15 protein-coding genes are annotated in these 15,918 nt (G+C 62.4%); 3 read left to right on the top strand and 12 right to left on the bottom strand.

Annotated features, from left to right (window positions below):
- Window positions 1–53: 53 nt before the first annotated feature.
- The 7 genes from DOM58_RS02270 to miaB form a co-directional block, all read right to left on the bottom strand.
- Complete coding sequence (locus DOM58_RS02270) at window positions 54–1,424, bottom strand: MFS transporter (protein WP_110691625.1); 1,371 nt, start codon at window positions 1,422–1,424, stop codon at window positions 54–56.
- 128 nt (window positions 1,425–1,552) lie between these two features.
- Entirely contained in the window at window positions 1,553–2,938 is a 1,386-nt protein-coding gene (gene hglS, locus DOM58_RS02275; RefSeq protein ID WP_110691626.1) for a 2-oxoadipate dioxygenase/decarboxylase HglS, read from the bottom strand.
- Between the two features lie 189 nt (window positions 2,939–3,127).
- Window positions 3,128–4,615: an apolipoprotein N-acyltransferase gene (gene lnt / locus DOM58_RS02280; RefSeq protein WP_110691627.1), complete on the bottom strand. Its 1,488-nt coding sequence runs from the start codon at window positions 4,613–4,615 to the stop codon at window positions 3,128–3,130.
- A gap of 173 nt (window positions 4,616–4,788) precedes the next feature.
- Complete coding sequence (locus tag DOM58_RS02285; RefSeq protein ID WP_075561956.1) at window positions 4,789–5,688, bottom strand: CorC family transporter; 900 nt, start codon at window positions 5,686–5,688, stop codon at window positions 4,789–4,791.
- Window positions 5,689–5,976: 288 nt separating this feature from the next.
- Entirely contained in the window at window positions 5,977–6,462 is a 486-nt protein-coding gene (ybeY, locus tag DOM58_RS02290; RefSeq protein WP_110691628.1) for an rRNA maturation RNase YbeY, read from the bottom strand.
- Window positions 6,459–7,526: a PhoH family protein gene (locus tag DOM58_RS02295; RefSeq protein ID WP_075561958.1), complete on the bottom strand. Its 1,068-nt coding sequence runs from the start codon at window positions 7,524–7,526 to the stop codon at window positions 6,459–6,461. The genes ybeY and DOM58_RS02295 overlap by 4 nt, the downstream gene beginning before the upstream one ends.
- Before the next feature lie 253 nt (window positions 7,527–7,779).
- Window positions 7,780–9,129 (bottom strand): tRNA (N6-isopentenyl adenosine(37)-C2)-methylthiotransferase MiaB, encoded by a 1,350-nt coding sequence (miaB, locus tag DOM58_RS02300; protein WP_075561959.1) that lies wholly within the window; start codon window positions 9,127–9,129, stop codon window positions 7,780–7,782.
- Between the two features lie 296 nt (window positions 9,130–9,425).
- Between miaB and DOM58_RS02305 the strand changes: the two genes are divergently transcribed.
- The 3 genes from DOM58_RS02305 to DOM58_RS02315 all read left to right on the top strand — a co-directional run bounded on the left by DOM58_RS02305 (window position 9,426) and on the right by DOM58_RS02315 (window position 11,288).
- Window positions 9,426–9,755: a DUF1820 family protein gene (locus DOM58_RS02305; RefSeq protein ID WP_075561960.1), complete on the top strand. Its 330-nt coding sequence runs from the start codon at window positions 9,426–9,428 to the stop codon at window positions 9,753–9,755.
- A 248-nt stretch (window positions 9,756–10,003) separates the two neighbouring features.
- Window positions 10,004–10,621 carry a TIGR04211 family SH3 domain-containing protein gene (locus DOM58_RS02310; RefSeq protein ID WP_075561961.1) on the top strand — a complete coding sequence of 206 codons (618 nt, stop codon included), beginning with the start codon at window positions 10,004–10,006 and terminating at the stop codon, window positions 10,619–10,621.
- A gap of 19 nt (window positions 10,622–10,640) precedes the next feature.
- The gene (locus DOM58_RS02315) at window positions 10,641–11,288 is read left to right on the top strand and encodes a class I SAM-dependent methyltransferase (protein ID WP_110691629.1); all 648 of its coding nucleotides are present in this window, start codon (window positions 10,641–10,643) and stop codon (window positions 11,286–11,288) included.
- Window positions 11,289–11,399: 111 nt separating this feature from the next.
- Here DOM58_RS02315 and DOM58_RS02320 read toward each other — a convergent pair whose 3' ends face one another.
- From DOM58_RS02320 to cysP, 5 genes are all read right to left on the bottom strand, one after another.
- Window positions 11,400–11,993, bottom strand: a complete 594-nt coding sequence (locus tag DOM58_RS02320) for a YajG family lipoprotein (RefSeq protein WP_075561963.1) — start codon at window positions 11,991–11,993, stop codon at window positions 11,400–11,402.
- 118 nt (window positions 11,994–12,111) lie between these two features.
- Window positions 12,112–13,197, bottom strand: a complete 1,086-nt coding sequence (locus DOM58_RS02325; RefSeq protein WP_110691630.1) for a sulfate/molybdate ABC transporter ATP-binding protein — start codon at window positions 13,195–13,197, stop codon at window positions 12,112–12,114.
- On the bottom strand, window positions 13,194–14,021 hold the full coding sequence (cysW, locus tag DOM58_RS02330) for a sulfate ABC transporter permease subunit CysW (RefSeq protein ID WP_110691631.1): 828 nt from the start codon (window positions 14,019–14,021) through the stop codon (window positions 13,194–13,196). Before cysW ends, DOM58_RS02325 begins: the two co-directional genes overlap by 4 nt.
- Window positions 14,021–14,875, bottom strand: coding sequence for a sulfate/thiosulfate ABC transporter permease CysT (cysT, locus tag DOM58_RS02335; protein ID WP_110691632.1), 855 nt, complete (start codon window positions 14,873–14,875; stop codon window positions 14,021–14,023). Before cysT ends, cysW begins: the two co-directional genes overlap by 1 nt.
- A complete protein-coding gene (gene cysP, locus DOM58_RS02340; RefSeq protein ID WP_110691633.1) occupies window positions 14,872–15,900 on the bottom strand; it encodes a thiosulfate ABC transporter substrate-binding protein CysP in 1,029 nt (342 codons plus the stop codon). Before cysP ends, cysT begins: the two co-directional genes overlap by 4 nt.
- Between the last annotated feature and the right edge of the window lie 18 nt (window positions 15,901–15,918).

The following is a 15,918-nucleotide window of genomic DNA, read 5'->3' on the forward strand; positions in this document are numbered from 1 at the left end:
GGCTCGGCACTCGCTAGTCGTGGGCGTGTCAGCGCGCGGCACGGCTTGGCAAATCAGGTCGTGGGCCGCATGAAGGGTTCCGGAGCGTGGCGCCATTCGGACTCATCGGCATCCAGTGCGCGGTGGGAAGATTCCGGCAGGCGCAGCCCTCCCCACATGGCCAATAGCGTGATCGCGATCAAATAGATCGCTGGCGACAGATTGTTGCCGGTGCGCTCGATCAACCAGGTTGCCACCAGGGGCGCCGTCCCGCCGAAGATCGTATACGAGACGTTGTAGCAGAGTGCCGAGGCGGTATAGCGCACCCGGGTCGGAAACTGCTCCGACAGCAGTACCGCCGTGACCACGCCGCAGATCACCGCGCCCACCGCCATCAGCATCGCGCCGATCAGCGATGCCCACCATTCGCCGCTCCCGGCCAGCGTATAGGCGGGAAAGACCGCCACGATCAGACACGTTCCCGCCGTCAGGATCGTCTTGCGACGTCCGACACGATCGGCATATCGCCCGACGAACGGGCATAGCGCTGCCGCGAAAATCAACGCGCCTAGACTGGCCAGCAGCGCGGTGGTTCGCGACGCGTGACCCACGACCTGCATGTAGGTCGTGAAGTAGGTCGTGAACATGTAAAACGACAGCGCCGTGACGGAAATGAAAGCGCTCAGACTGACAATGGTCGCGCCGTGCGCCCGGACGGTTTCTTTCAATGGTGCCTGCGGCACGGCATGTTGTGCTTTCAGGGCCTGGAAAGCGGGGGATTCGTCCAGTCGCAGGCGCATGTAGAGCCCGATCAGCCCCAGCGGCGCGGCGACCAGAAACGGAATACGCCAGCCCCAGGCGTTCAGAGCCTCTTCGGACAGGATGGTGCTGATGACGAAGGTCAGCGCCGCCGCGGTGGCAAAAGCCATAAAGGTGGAAACCGGCACGAAGCTGCCGTAGCGGGCCTTGCGGTGGGTCGGCGCGTGTTCCATCACGAAGGCGCAGGCGCCGGCATACTCGCCGCCGGCGGAGAACCCCTGAATGCAACGCGCCAGTGCCAGCGCCAGCGGGGCAAACAGCCCGACGCTCGCGTAGGTCGGCAGCACGCCGATCAGCGTCGTGGCCCCGGCCATCAGCAGCACGGTCACGGCAAGGATGCGCTTGCGCCCGATCCTGTCGCCCAGCATGCCGAAGAAGATGCCCCCGAGCGGGCGCAGTGCGAATGACACCGCAAACACCGCGAACGTCTGCAGCAGTGCCAATGAATCGTCGCCGGGCGGGAAGAAGTGCTGCGAGATGATCACGGCCAGAAAGCCGTAGACGGCAAAATCGAACCACTCGACGAAGTTGCCGATCGCCGAGGCCGCGATCACCTTGCGTAGCGTTGAAAGGTCGACATCGGTCGAAAGTGAGGCGGTCGCATTATTGTTGTGGACCGTGGCCATTGCCTGTCTCCATGGGGTCTCGAGAGGGATGCTCTCAGCCTAGGGTGACAGGCGATGTTCTATCGGCATTCAGGCGACGAGAAGTGTTCCGGCTGCGACGAGCTTCGCGGGTCGGCGACGAAAAAGCGTCAATCCTCGATGCCGAGCTGCTGTTGCACTCGTTCCAGCGAGTCCTGCTGCAGACGTCCGTAGAGTTCGAATTCGTCGTGAACCGGCCGACCCAGTGCCAGCTCGAAGGCGCTCTGGTTGGATTCGCTGCGAGACTCGCTGGCATGCGTCTGCTGCTGGGTGTCGCCGAGGTTCGACTGGAAGATGCCGGCGGCGCTGACCGGCAGGAAATCCTCGTAGGTGATCGGGGTGGCATCGATCCACCCCGTACCCACCGCGTCGTCGAGGGAAGCCGGGGCCGACTCGCCGCTGGCCAGACGCTCGCGCCCGCTGTCGCTGAGCTGATAGCGAAAGTACGCCAGCGCTTCACGCCGCAGCGTTGCCGCGTCATCGGGGAAGGCAGCGAAGACTTCGCCCAGCTGGCGCTGATGGGCGAGATTGTCGGCGGCGGCTGGCGCTTGGCGGGACTGGGCCAGCAGCTCGTCATATCGCGCGCGGCCCTTGGGTGTCAGTGCGACACCGCGCTGTTCGATCTCGCCGAAGCGGGCGGTATGAGTGCCTCCATCGCTGTCGGCGAACCGTACCGATTCTTCCAGGGCCTTGAAGCTGGTCTGGCGCAGCAGGATCGGCCACTGGCGCCGGGGCGGCCCCTCGATCACGGCCTTGGGCGTGATGCCATAGTCCGGCATCGCGGTCTGGGCGGCGTCGATATCCAGCGTTCGCGGCGTCAGATGGTTGATATGCGGACCGCGGAAGCAGACCACGTCCGCCACCAGTCTGTGGGCCGCGTGCAACGCATGGTACGTGTCATGGTCGACCGTCGCGTCGCGGTGCCAGCGAAAGGTTTCCAGAATCTCGGTCACGAAACGCGCGGCCTGATCACGATCGAAGCCACCCTGGCGCTCACCCAGTTCGACCAGTTCGCGCGCCCCGGGGGTGAAGATGTCGCGCTCGGCAAGGATCGAGGCGGCCTGACGGCGCAGGCCGGCATCCTCGATCAATTCCAGGCGCAGCAGCGACGTGAAGATCCGGAAAGGGTTGCGCTGAAGCGAGCTCTCGTCGATGGGGCGGAAAGCCGTGGAGTGAACCGGCACGCCGGCCTCGGAGAGATCGTAGTAGCTCACGGGATACATCCCCATCAGCGCGAACACGCGTCTCAGCGTCGACAGCTCATCGGCGGTGCCGACGCGAATCGCCCCGTGACGCTCGACGCCCAGGCGCGAGGTCTCGTTCTGCGCGTCGAGCCGAGCGGCCAGCGCCGGATCCGAGTCGAGTGTCGTCTGATTGATATTGGCGACCAGTTCGAGCAGATCGCCATATTGCGGCACTTCCTGCCGGTACATGTCCGACATGGCTTGGGAGAAGGCGCTGCGGATATCGTCGGGGGAGACCTGAGACAGTGTCATGACATACTCGATGACCGGAAATGAAGAGTTCCATCCAACGCTATCGTCAGGCGGGAGGCAAGCCTCGAATGCCGCCTCGGAACCATTCGATAAACCGGCGTCGCATATCCGGAAATGACGCAGGTCCGAAAATCGTGACGCCACGCCCGTTGGCTGGAGTGCCAGGGCGTGGCGGCATGCGGCGGGGTGTTACCTGGGCTGGCGAGCCTTCCATACCAGTGCCGGTGCCAGCAGTAACAATGACAGCAGCCACGTCGGCCAGCTGCCGGTGCGGGTGAAAGGCGTCTGTCCGGTCATGGGGATGATATCGCCGACGACGCTGGCGGTTTCGAACTGCGGCGCTCGCTCGCGCAGGCGGCCGTGATCGTCGATGATCGCCGTGACCCCGTTACTGGTAGCACGAACGACGTAGCGGCCGTTCTCCAAGGCACGCAGTTGCGCCATCTGCAGATGCTGCAGCGGTCCGATCGAGCGGCCGAACCAGGTGTCGTTGGAAACCGTCAGCAGCACGTTGGCATCTCGCGCCCGCTCCGCGACCAGGTCGGGGTAGACGATCTCGTAGCAGATGGCGCTGCCGATGGCGATGCCATGGGTCAGGATTGGAGGCTGGGAATCGTCGCCGGCGGCGAAGTCCGACATCGGCAGGTCGAAGAAGTCGATGACGCCGCGCAGCAGGAAGTCCAGCGGCAGGAATTCGCCGAACGGCACCAGATGGCTCTTGCGGTATTCGCCGCGGGTATCGCCGACGCCGGTGATGGCGTTGTAGTAACGCCCTTCGGCGTCGCGCTGGACGACGCCGGTCAGCAGTGAAGTGTCGCTGGGCAGCGTCGACTGCAAGCGCGCCATGAACGGCCGCGCCTGCTGTTCGAGCATCGGCAGGGCAGTCTCCGGCCAGACGATGATGTCGACGTCGTCAGGCACCTGACGCGTCAGGCGAGAGTATGTGTTGACTGCATCACGCTGGCCATCGGCGCTCCATTTGGCGAGTTGCGGCAGATTGCCCTGCAGCAATGCGACGCGCAGCGGGTCGGCGGCCGGTGTCGTCCACTGGGCGGGTAGCGCCAGCGGCACCAGCCAGAGCAGTGCGATAGGAGCGATGGCCCACCAGCGACGATGACAAAATTCTACAAGGAGCGTGCCGGTGAGCGCGACGATCAACGACAGCAGATAGACGCCGCCGATGGGCGCCCAAGGCGCCAGCGGCGAATCGACCTGGGCGCTGCCCAGCAGCAGCCAGGGGAAACCTGTGAACGCCCAGCTGCGGAAGGCCTCGCCCAGTACCCAGATCCCGGCGAAGCTGAGAAAGGCCAGTCGCGGCGAAGTGAAACGACGATAGAGCCCGAAGACGAGCGCCGGGAATAAAGCCAAAGTGCCGACGAAAAGCGCGGTCAGAAACAGCGCCAGCGGTACGCCGGTATAGCCGTAGTCGTGAATCGAGACATAGACCCAGGAAGTGCCGCTTCCGAACAGGCCAACGCCGAACACCCAGCCGCGAAGCGCGCTCTGGCCCACGCTCAAGCGATGCTGGCCGAGATACATCAGGGCAACCGCAACCGGTCCCAACCACCACAGATGGAAGGGTGCGAAAGAGAGCGTGGCAAACCCGCCGGCAATCAGCGCAGCGAGATAACCCGGCCATGGGCGGCGGGCGGAAATCAACGGCTTGGCTTGCGGCATGTCAGGGGCGCTCCTTGCGAAAAGTGCCCCTTATACCAAAGTTGCTGAATGAATGCGTTAAGTGCTTTCAACCGCGCTGACCTGCGCCTAGAGTCCCGGGGCTACAGTCCCGGGGCTACAGTCCCGCACCTACAGTTCCGACTCAGACGCCCGAGCCTCGAATCAGGCATCGCTCAGCTTTCGATGCGCCGTGCCGGTTCGTTTTCGTTTTCGACTTCGGTCGGTACCGGTTTGGCCTGGAGCAGGCGAATGCGTCGATTGTCGGCATTGAGGATGGTGAAGCGCCACTCGCCGAGATCGGTATGCTCGTGGCGACCCGGGAGGTGGCCGAAGCGCTGCATGATCAGCCCGCCGACGGTATCGAACTCCTCGTCGGAGAACTCGGTGTCGAAGTGTTCGTTGAAGTCTTCGATCGGCGTCAAGGCGCGAACGGCATAGGTACCGTCGCCCATGTCGCGGATATCCTCTTCTTCGTCGGTGTCGTGCTCGTCCTCGATATCGCCGACGATCTGCTCGAGAATATCCTCGATTGTGACGATACCGGCGGTGCCGCCATACTCGTCGACCACGATCGCCATGTGATTATGGGTATCGCGGAACTCCTTGAGCAGGCTGTTGAGACGCTTGGATTCGGGCACGAACATCGCCGGGCGCAGCACGTCGCGCAGGGCGAAAGCCTCGCGCTCCTGAGTGTTGCCCTTGAGTAGCGGGAGCAGATCCTTGACCAGCATGATGCCGAGCACGTCGTCCAGATTGTCGTCGATGACCGGATAGCGCGAATGCGCGGTTTCCAGAATGATCGGCAGGCAGTCTTCCGGACGCTGAGTCACGCTGATGGCGGTGACCTGAGAGCGCGGGATCATCACCTCGCGCACCTGCTGATCGCTGATCTGGAATGCGCCTTCGATGATCGTCAACGCATCCTGATCGAGGTTCAGGCGTGGGCCGGCCTCGCGCAGAAAGGTGAGCAGCTCTTCACGCGAGCTGGGTTCATCGAAATCGCTGGAGAAGGTACTGATCAGTTTTTCAAGCCAGGATCGACTGCTCTGGCTACTCGATCGGTCTTCGCTCATGACTGTGGTCTCTTGTCCTCGAATGACACACGGAAGGGAAAAGGACTATCGCTCCATCGCAATGCCCGTAGGCGACACGATGCCTTCGCGGCGCGCTCGAAAGAGAGTCGCGGCGAATCGATGATCGATATCCAAAAGGGGCCAACCGCGATTCGGGCGCGGCTTGGCGGAGGCTCGTCAGGCGCTTCGGCCATCAGGCTTGGGGTCTCGCTGGATGCTTCCCCATGACCGCAGGAAGATCTCGTCGGTATCGGCATGATGCTGGATGTTGACGCTTTGAGTCGGAGTTTAGGCATCGGGTTTCGAATCGACGACGCGATACGGGTCCGCAATGCCAAACTGGGTGAGCAGAACTCTCTCGAGAGTTTCCATCTGCTCGGCTTCATCATCATCTATATGGTCATAGCCGAGCAAATGCAAGCAGCCGTGTATTACCAGATGGGCGTAGTGATCGTGGATTGACTTGTGCTGTTCCTGCGCTTCGTTGGCTACCACGTCGTGGCAGATCACCAGGTCGCCGAGCAGAGGCAGTTCGATCCCAGGCGGGGATTCGAACGGAAAAGAGAGCACGTTGGTCGGCTTGTCCTTGCCGCGATAGTCCCGGTTGAGCTGTTGGCTCTCGTCACGTTCGACAACGCGAATCGTCAATTCGTGGCGAGTATCGCCCTCATGAGCGAGTACCGCACCGACCCAGTCTTCGAGATCCGACTGGCTCGGGAGAGCCGTTTCGGCTTCGTCGCCGACGGCGATCTGGAGATCGATCTCCGGGGTCATGAGTCGTCGTGGCCCCGGTGGGTCTCGGTCTCGAGCCGCGCCTGACGGCGATCTTCCCGACGCTGTCGCTGGGCCGCTTCCTCGGTCGCCTCGTGAATATCGTAGGCCTCGATGATGCGCTGCACCAGCGGGTGGCGGACGACGTCCTTGGGCGCGAACTGGGTGATTCCGATGCCGGCCGTATCGCGCAACACTTCTAGCACGTGAATCAACCCCGAGCTCGTGCCACGCGGCAGGTCGACCTGGGTCGCGTCGCCGGTGATCACCGCCGTCGAGCCGAAGCCGATACGCGTCAGAAACATCTTCATCTGCTCGCGCGTGGTGTTCTGGCTCTCATCCAGAATGATGAAGGCGTTATTGAGCGTACGCCCGCGCATGTAGGCGAGCGGGGCGATCTCGATGATCTGACGCTCGATCAGCTTGTTGACCTGCTCGAAGCCCAGCATCTCGTAGAGGGCGTCGTAGAGCGGGCGCAGATAGGGATCGATCTTCTGCGCCAGGTCGCCGGGCAGGAAGCCGAGCTTCTCGCCGGCCTCGACCGCCGGACGAACCAGCAGAATGCGCCTGACCTCCTGACGATTGAGCGCTTCCACGGCCGCTGCCACCGCCAGATACGTCTTGCCGGTACCCGCGGGGCCGATCCCGAAGTTGATATCGTGACGACGAATGCTGGCGACGTAGCCCTGCTGATTGAAGCCGCGTGGCTTGATCAGCGTTCGCGGCGTGCGGATGAGCAGGCCACCGGCTTCGATATCGCCGATCTCCTCTTCCATCGCCTCGACCCCCGACTCCTGGAGATAGAGATGGACAGTGTCCGGGGTCAGTTCGTCGGCTTCGGTCTCGCGGTAGAGATGCTCGAGCACGTTGGCCGCTGCCTTGACGCCGGCGTCGGGACCGGCCATCTGGAAGACGTTGCCGCGGTTGCGCAGCGTGACGCCGAGCCGTGCCTCGACCAGTTTCAAGTGTTCGTCGCGCTGACCGCAGAGATTGGCCAGACGCATGGGATCGTTGGGTTCGAGCGTCAAGGAGACGACGCGATTGTCAGACTGTTGGTCTTGGGTCAACGCAAAGAGGTCCGTTGTTTTGAAAAAATGGATTTGAAAATATGGCTTTGGAAAAAGCGCAGCACGACTGCCATATCGCCAGCTTACTGCGCAGTTTCCTGTCGGAGCAATGCTTGAGGTTAACCAGTGTCAGCCACCGGCTTCGCGTCACCCGTTAGCGCTGAAGCAGGGCAACGCCGCATCTCTCTGACGGAATGTCGGATGCGTCTCGCGGCATTGCGCCTGAATTCAGATGGGGAGGCCGAGACAGGGGTCAATAGCGCTCGCCGGAAACCAGCTCGCCGCGCAGCGAATTGGGCAGCGCTTCGGTGATGCTGACATCGACGAAATAGCCGATCAGCGACGTCGGATCGTCGGCCCGGAAATTGACCACCCGATTGTTCTCGGTTCGGCCTGAGAGCTGCCCTGGGTCCCTGGGCGAGAAGCCGGTGACCAGAATTCGTTCGACGTTGCCGACCATACGGCGGCCGATCTGGGCAGTCTGCTGATTGAGTCGATCCTGTAGGATCGCCAGCCGCTGCTTTTTCGTTTCCGCCGAAGTCTCGTCGGGAAGGCTGGACGCCGGCGTTCCCGGTCGCTTCGAGTAGATGAAACTGAAAGAGGCATCGAAACCGATACGATGGATCAGGTCCATGGTGTCTTCGAAGTCGGCATCGGTCTCGCCAGGGAAGCCGATGATGAAGTCCGAGGAAAAACTGATGTCCGGACGCAGGGCACGAATGCGCTCGAGCTTGTCGATGTACATGTCGCGATCGTGGCCGCGCTTCATGGCGGCGAGGATACGATCCGAGCCTGATTGAACGGGCAGATGCAGGTGGCTTACCAGCTCCGGTATCTCGCCATAGGCTTCGATCAGGCTGTCGGAAAACTCGACCGGGTGCGAGGTCGTGAAGCGGATGCGGTCGATACCGTCGACCGCCGCCACGCAGGCGATCAGCTCGGCCAGATCGATCTCGTCGCCATCGGCATCCGGCCCGCGATAGGCGTTGACGTTCTGGCCCAGCAGGTTGATCTCGCGCACGCCCTGGTCGGCCAGATGAACGACTTCTTCCATCACCGATTCGAAAGGGCGCGAGACCTCTTCGCCACGGGTGTAGGGAACCACGCAGAAGGTGCAGTACTTCGAGCAGCCTTCCATCACCGACACGAATGCGGTCGCGCCGTCGGATTTCGGCTTGGGCAGATGATCGAACTTCTCGATCTCGGGGAACGTGACGTCCACCGTCTGGATCGGCGATGCGCCTTTGTTGCGGGCGTCCAGCATGGTCGGCAGCCGATGCAGCGTCTGCGGCCCGAATACCATGTCGACGTGGGGCGCACGCTTGCGGATATTCTCGCCTTCCTGGCTCGCAACGCAGCCGCCGACGCCGATGACCAGATCCGGCTTGGCGGCTTTCAACTTCTTCCAGCGTCCGAGCTGATGGAACACCTTCTCCTGTGCCTTCTCGCGAATCGAGCAGGTGTTGAGCAGAATGACGTCGGCATCACCCTCGTTGTCGGTCATTTCCAGACGATGAGATTCCCCGAGCAGATCCGCGATGCGAGCGGAGTCGTACTCGTTCATCTGACAGCCGTGGGTCTTGATGAAGAGCTTCTTCGTCATAGGTTGCGTTGCTGCGGCCATGCGCGCGTCACCGGTGCCCTGTCGTGGAAAAGAGAGGAGAAAAACAAGATGGAAAGCCTGCCTGAATGGATCTCCATCGAGCAGGCGTCCTTGAAAACGCGGCATTATACGGCCGTTGACCCGATACAGCCAACCCGCGTCGCTCGCATGGCGCGATGGCTGTGGTACCCTTGCGCCTATTTGCAATGCCACGCTGAGAGCCGAGAATCGGGGATGATGTCTCGAGTCGAAAGGCTCGGCAGCGTTGGTAAAGATATCGAGAGAGCCGTTCATCTATGCCCAGCAAGCCGATCTATCGGGTAGTGTTTCACAATCAGGGTGAAGTTTGGGAACTCTACGCCAGGGAGATCTTTCAAAGCGATCTGTGGGGCTTCATTGAAGTCGAAGCTTTCGTGTTCGAGGATCAGTCCAAGGTTGTCGTCGATCCCGGCGCGGAGAAGCTTCGACGCACCTTCGATGGCGTCAACCGCAGCTACATTCCCTACAGTGCCATCGTCCGTATCGACGAAGTGGAACGAGGGGGGATAGCCAAGGCCGTCAAGTCCGAAGGTAACGTCGCCGAATTCCCGCGGCCCATGGCGTGGCCGCCCCGGGATGATACCTGAGACGACCGGCTTCGAAGTTTCGGAAAGTTTTTGAAAAATCAGGGGTTGGTCAGATTTTCACCAATTTGTCGCAATGCCGAGACAGCCGGTGGATAGGCTCATCGATGCGCAGGTTGTCCAAATGGTTATCCACAGAAAGTGTGGATGATCGATTCACCGCCCTTGCAGGAAGCGAGGTGTGGTCTCATCGTCGCGTGAACCAGTCAATGTCCAACCGTTATCGATTAGCCACTTAAGATCACGACGATATGTTGAAAATTCGAAATGTAGTTCTGGGTTGCGCCTTGAGCGCGACCCTGTTTTCCGCTCCTGCCATTGCGCAGAACGGCCACTGGATCAGTGATTCGTTGACCACGTTCGTGCGCAGCGGTCCAACCGATGGCTATCGCATCGTGGGTACGCTGACCAGCGGCGATCCGGTCACCGTGCTGCAGACGCAGGGCGACTATACCCAGGTTCGCGGCCCCGATGGGGACGAGGTCTGGGTTCAGTCCCAGTTCGTGCAGGACGAACCCAGCGCCCAGCAACAGCTGCCGGCATTGCAGAAGAAAGTCGATCAGCTGACCACGCGGCTCGACGGCATCGACGACGAGTGGAACCAGCGAGTGGCCGATATGCGCAACGAACTGCAAAGCCGTGAGGCGCAGGTCGATGAACTTCAGACCACCAACAACCAGCTCGACGAGTCCTACTCTCAGGCCGAGAGCAGGATGCGCGAGATGCAGGCGCGTCTGGATACGCAGAAGGAGGACCTGTTGATGCGCTACTTCATGTATGGCGGTGGTGTCGCGGCTGCGGGTTTGATCGTCGGACTGATCGTGCCGCATCTGCCGCGTCGTCGGCGCAAGCGCGACCGTTGGTTCTGAGTCTCGCCGGGAGTGCCTCGTGACCGCAGCGGATTGGCTCGAACGGTGGCAACAGGGGCGCATCGGGTTTCATCGCGAGGCGCCTCATCCGGCTTTGACGGCTCACTGGCCGGCGATCGGTCTGGAGGCCGAGGCCAGGATTCTGGTGCCGCTATGTGGCAAGAGCCGGGATATGCGCTGGTTAGCCGAGCATGGTCATCCGGTGCTGGGGATCGAACTCTCGCCGCTGGCCATCGAGCAGTTCGTCGCCCAGAGTGCTCAGCCTGTACTGCGTTATCGTCAGCCAGAATCCGGGAAGTCAGGGTTCGACTGCACCCGCCAGGGCAACATCGAACTGTGGTGCGGCGATGTGTTCCGATTTCAGGTCGACCATGCCGCCGAGTTGGCGGGCTTTTACGATCGTGCCGCTCTCGTCGCGCTACCGCCGGCGGCGCGACAGCGCTACGCCCATCATCTGGCCCAGCTGTTGCTGCCGGGCGGGCGGGGGCTGCTGATCACCCTGACCCACGACGATCCCGAGCGCGGCCCGCCGTTCAGCGTGACGCACGAGGAAGTGGAGTCGCTGATGTCGCCCAACTTCGAGCTGACGCTGTGTGACGTCTCGCCAGCCGAGGATGGCCTGACCGAAAGCGTGTGGAAGATGGTGAGGCGAGGCCCCGCGAATTAGCGCCGTACCGTCACGATCATCGACACACCCACCGTGTTGTATCGAATAACGAAAACCGCCTGCTACNNGTAGCAGGCGGTTTTTCATCTCTGCTTAAGGGCCGTGGACGTATCAGCGCGCCAGCAGATTGGCCAGCTGCTGATCGCGGAAGGTGCGGTCGAGAGCGTTGCTCAACAGTTCGCTCACCATGCGGTTGTTGGTATCCCAGTCCGGCTTGAGCGCGTAGCTCTGCGAACGTTTGGCCGTGTAGCGACCCTTGTAGGTATTGTTGCCGTTGGCGACATCGGCCTGGATGATCGCCTGCAGCTGAGAGGCGCCCAACATCGGCTGCTCGGCGGTACCCCGGGCGTAGTCGAGCTCGGCCAGCGTCAGTGTCAGCGAGGGGCCGCCATTGTTCTGGCTGGTCGGGTTGAAGCCCATGCCGCGCAGAGCATTTTCCGCTTGCGAGCGGATCTTGGGAATCACATCGTTGGCTTCGACGGTGATCGTCGAGGTTGCCGATGCCGTGCCGGATCGGGTGCCGATGACGCTACTGTCGCGGCCGTCGACCACCTCGAGCGAGACAGACTGGCCATTGCCGGCTTGCGGGAACCCGCCGCTGACCTTGGGGCTCACGGAGAGAATCTGCGGGCTCTGGGCGCAGGCTGTCAGCAGGCCGAGTAGTAGCAACGTGGCGGTACATTTGAGCGCAAACCATTGACGCATAACGCTAACCTCTCGAATCGTGGGGGCGGATGCGCCCATTATAGACACTGTCCGCTACTTTCCGGAACGCGGGCAAGCGTCAAACGGAAATTCCGGAGGCGAATCGAGCGGTCTTCTCTCACGAAACCGATAACGGCGCCAGTGTCTGCGGGCGTGGCGTATCGAAGCGATGCAGACGGCTGGGTTGCGCGAATAGTCGTTTGCCGCGGGTGATCGCCAGACGTTCGAAATCGGCATGACTGATCGTCGCCAGCCACGGTTCACCGAGCCAGTCCGCCTCCAGCTCGATCCGCACTTCGGCACCGACCGGCACCACCGCAGTGACGCTGACCGGCAAGTGCGCGCGGGCGCTGGGCTGCTCGTCCAGGCGAACCTCATGGGGTCGCAGCAGCAGTTCCCGGCGGCCATTCTCGACGCCGGGCACCGCCACTCGCGCATTGCCGCAGGTCAGTACCTGGTTCTCGATATCGCCTTCGAGCCGGTTGACGTCGCCCAGGAACTCGAACACGAAACGGTTGGCGGGCTGGCGATAGAGCGTATCCGGCGTCGCGATCTGCTCGACCCGGCCATTGCTCATCACCACCACGCGATCCGACAGCTCCAACGCCTCTTCCTGGTCATGGGTCACGAACAGGCTGGTGAAGTTAAGCTCCTCGTGGAGATGACGCAGCCATCGACGCAGCTCCTGACGGACCTTGGCATCCAGGGCACCGAACGGCTCGTCGAGCAGCAGGACGTCGGGTTTCAGGGCCAGGGCGCGTGCCAGCGACACGCGCTGCTGCTGGCCGCCGGAGAGCTGGGCGGGAAATCGTTCGGCGAAGTCCTGAAGCCGGACCATCTCGAGCAGCTGCATCACCCGGGTGCGGATTTCGCCGGTCGAGGGCCGCTGCGAACGCGGCATGGCGGTGAGGCCGAAGGCGACGTTGTCGAACACGCTCATGTGGCGAAACAGCGCATAGTGCTGGAACACGAAACCGATGCGCCGGTCGCGCACGTGAACGTGGGTCACGTCGCGCTCGCCGAAGTGGATCGATCCGCCGTCGGCCTGTTCCAGCCCGGCGACGATACGCAGCAGCGTGGTCTTGCCGGAGCCGGACGGGCCGAGCAGCCCGATCAGCTCGCCATCGTGAATGTCGAGATCGATGGGCTCGAGAGCGCGGGTTTTACCATAGGTCTTGTCGATCTGCGAGATGCGGATACTCATGTCGCGGTCTCCCGGCGCGCGGCGCGCCATTCGAGTGCGGCCTTGGCGGCCAGCGTCAGCAGTGCCAGCAACGCCAGCAGCGAGGCGCTGGTGAAGGCGCCGACGGTGTTGTAGTCCTGATAGAGCTGTTCGACCTGCAGCGGCAGGGTGTTGGTCTCGCCGCGAATCGCCCCGGCGACCACCGAGACGGCGCCGAATTCACCTACGGCGCGGGCGTTGGTCAGGATCACGCCGTAGAGCAGGGCGTGGCGAATGTTGGGCAGCGTGACACGCCGGAAGATCGTCCAGCCGGAAGCGCCCAGCGTCACCGCGGCTTCCTCTTCACGCGAACCCTGTGCCTGCATCAGCGGAATCAGTTCGCGCGCGACAAATGGACAGGTGACGAAAAGCGTGACCAATACGATGCCCGGCCAGGCGAACATGATCTGGATATCGTGGGCGTCGAGCCAGCCGCCGAGCCAGCCGTTGCGGCCATAAAGCAGCAGGTAGACCAGGCCGGCGACCACCGGCGAAACGGCAAACGGGATGTCGATCAGCGTCTGCAGCAGGCGGCGGCCGGGAAACTCGAAACGGGTGACCAGCCAGGCCAGAAACACCCCGAAGACCAGATTGACCGGCACCGTGATCACAGCGACCAGCAGCGTCAGGCCGATGGCGGAGAGGGTGTAGGCGTTGCTCAGGTTCTGCCAGTAGACGTCGATACCGCTCATCAGCGCCTGGGCGAAGATCGCCACCAAGGGCAGCAACAGGAACAGCACCGTCAGCGCAAGCGCCACGCCGATCAACAAACGGCGGACGCGCGGTGCATCACCGATACGGATCATCAGCCGCGCCCTCCATGCAGTCGCTTGATGAATCGCCCTTGCCACAGGTTGATCGCGAGCAGCAGGGCAAGCGAGGTGGCGAGCACGATCGAGGCGACCGCCGAAGCGCCGGCGTAGTCGTACTCCTGCAGTTTGACGAAGATCATCAACGAGGTGATTTCGGTCTCGTAGGGTTTGCCGCCGGCGATGAAGATCACCGCGCCGAACTCGCCCAGCGAGCGCACGAAAGCGAGCCCGGTACCCGTTACCAGCGCCGGCCATAGGTAGGGCAGGATCACCCGACGAAACGCGAGGCCATCGCTGGCGCCGAGGGTCATCGCGGCTTCGTCCACTTCGGCCGGCAGATCTTCCAGTACCGGCTGCACGGTACGGACCACGAACGGGATGCTGGTAAAGGCCATCGCCAGCGCGATGCCGACCCAGGTGTAGGAAACCGAAATGCCCAGCGGCTCCAGCAGCCGGCCGATCCAGCCGTTACTGGAGTAGAGTGTTGCCAGCGTGATCCCCGCCACCGCCGTCGGCAGCGCGAACGGCAGATCCATCAGCGCATCCACCAGCCGCTTGCCGGGAAATTCGTAGCGCACCAGCACCCATGCCATCAGCAGCCCGAAGACCGCATTGGACAGGGCGGCCACCGCTGCGGCGAGGAGCGTGACCGTGTAGCTCGCCAGCAGCCGCGGGTCGGTGATCAGAAACCAGTACTGCGACCAGCTCAGCTGCGAAAGCTGCCCCACCAGACTGGTCAGGGGCAGCAGCAGAACCAGCGAGACGAAGGTCAGCGAGATGCCGAGCGACAGGCCGAAGCCCGGCAGTACTCGGCGTTCGCGACGTCGCGTGAGAGCTTGGGCGATCATCGGCGCTGGAGTTGATCCAGTTCACCACCGCTGGCGAAGTGCGTCTTCATCGCTTCCGGCCAGCTTCCGAAGACATCTTCGACGCGCAGCAGTTCGGTTTGCGGGAACTGGTCGCGGAATTCTTCGGCAACCTTCTCGTCGTTGACGCGGTAGTTGAACCCGGCCAGTAGGCGCTGCGCTTCCTCGGTGTAAAGATAATCGAGATAGCCCTTGGCCAGATCTTCGTTGCCGTTACGCTCGGCATACTCGTCGACCACGGCCACCGGAAATTCGGCCAGGATACTCACCGGCGGTACCACCACCTCGTAGTCGTCCTTGCCGTATTCGTTGCGGATGTTATTGACCTCGGATTCGAACGTGATCAGCACGTCGCCGATATCGCGTTCGACGAAGGTTGTGGTTGCGCCACGCCCGCCGGTATCGAACACCTCGACGTTGCCGAGGAACGTCTTCATGAAGTCCTCGATCTTGCTCTCGTCGCCGTCGAAGGTCTTGTCGGCGTAGCCCCAGGCAGCGAGATAGGTGTAGCGGCCGTTACCCGAGGTCTTGGGGTTGGGAAAGACCAGCGACACATCGTCGCCAGCCAGGTCGTCCCAGTTCTCGATGTGCTTGGGATTACCCTTGCGCACCAGAAACGCGATGGTCGAGTAGTAGGGCGAGGCGTGATTGGGGTAACGATCCTGCCAGTCCTTGGCGACCAGGCCGGCGTCGGCCAGTACGTTGACGTCGGTGACCTGGTTGAACGTCACCACGTCGGCGCGCATCCCCTGCATGATCGAACGCGCCTGGGTCGATGAACCGCCGTGGGACTGCTTCACGCTGACGGTCTCGTCGTGCTGGGCCTGCCACCAGTCGATGAATTTCGGATTGACCGCAGCAAAGAGCTCGCGGGCAATATCATAGGAGGAGTTGAGCAGCTCCCGCAGTTCTTCCTGGGCCTGCGCAGGCGACAGGGCGCCTAGCGCCAGGGTCAGTCCGAAGGCGGAGGCGGCGAATAGCGAGCGAGGTCTGGAAAGCCCGAACATGTGTCAGTTCCCTACGGA

The sequence above is a fragment of the Salinicola halophyticus genome (genome assembly GCF_003206695.1).
GTDB classification, from domain to species: Bacteria; Pseudomonadota; Gammaproteobacteria; order Pseudomonadales; family Halomonadaceae; genus Salinicola; species Salinicola halophyticus.

Coding starts and splice junctions, on each gene's coding strand:
- miaB (WP_075561959.1), bottom strand. CDS start 9,129: ATGACGAAGAAGCTCTTCATCAAGACCCACGGCTGTCAGATGAACGAG.
- DOM58_RS02270 (WP_110691625.1), bottom strand. CDS start 1,424: ATGGCCACGGTCCACAACAATAATGCGACCGCCTCACTTTCGACCGAT.
- cysP (WP_110691633.1), bottom strand. CDS start 15,900: ATGTTCGGGCTTTCCAGACCTCGCTCGCTATTCGCCGCCTCCGCCTTC.
- DOM58_RS02305 (WP_075561960.1), top strand. CDS start 9,426: ATGCCCAGCAAGCCGATCTATCGGGTAGTGTTTCACAATCAGGGTGAA.
- ybeY (WP_110691628.1), bottom strand. CDS start 6,462: ATGACCCCGGAGATCGATCTCCAGATCGCCGTCGGCGACGAAGCCGAA.
- lnt (WP_110691627.1), bottom strand. CDS start 4,615: ATGCCGCAAGCCAAGCCGTTGATTTCCGCCCGCCGCCCATGGCCGGGT.
- hglS (WP_110691626.1), bottom strand. CDS start 2,938: ATGACACTGTCTCAGGTCTCCCCCGACGATATCCGCAGCGCCTTCTCC.
- cysW (WP_110691631.1), bottom strand. CDS start 14,021: ATGATCCGTATCGGTGATGCACCGCGCGTCCGCCGTTTGTTGATCGGC.
- DOM58_RS02285 (WP_075561956.1), bottom strand. CDS start 5,688: ATGAGCGAAGACCGATCGAGTAGCCAGAGCAGTCGATCCTGGCTTGAA.
- DOM58_RS02310 (WP_075561961.1), top strand. CDS start 10,004: ATGTTGAAAATTCGAAATGTAGTTCTGGGTTGCGCCTTGAGCGCGACC.
- DOM58_RS02325 (WP_110691630.1), bottom strand. CDS start 13,197: ATGAGTATCCGCATCTCGCAGATCGACAAGACCTATGGTAAAACCCGC.
- cysT (WP_110691632.1), bottom strand. CDS start 14,875: ATGATCGCCCAAGCTCTCACGCGACGTCGCGAACGCCGAGTACTGCCG.
- DOM58_RS02320 (WP_075561963.1), bottom strand. CDS start 11,993: ATGCGTCAATGGTTTGCGCTCAAATGTACCGCCACGTTGCTACTACTC.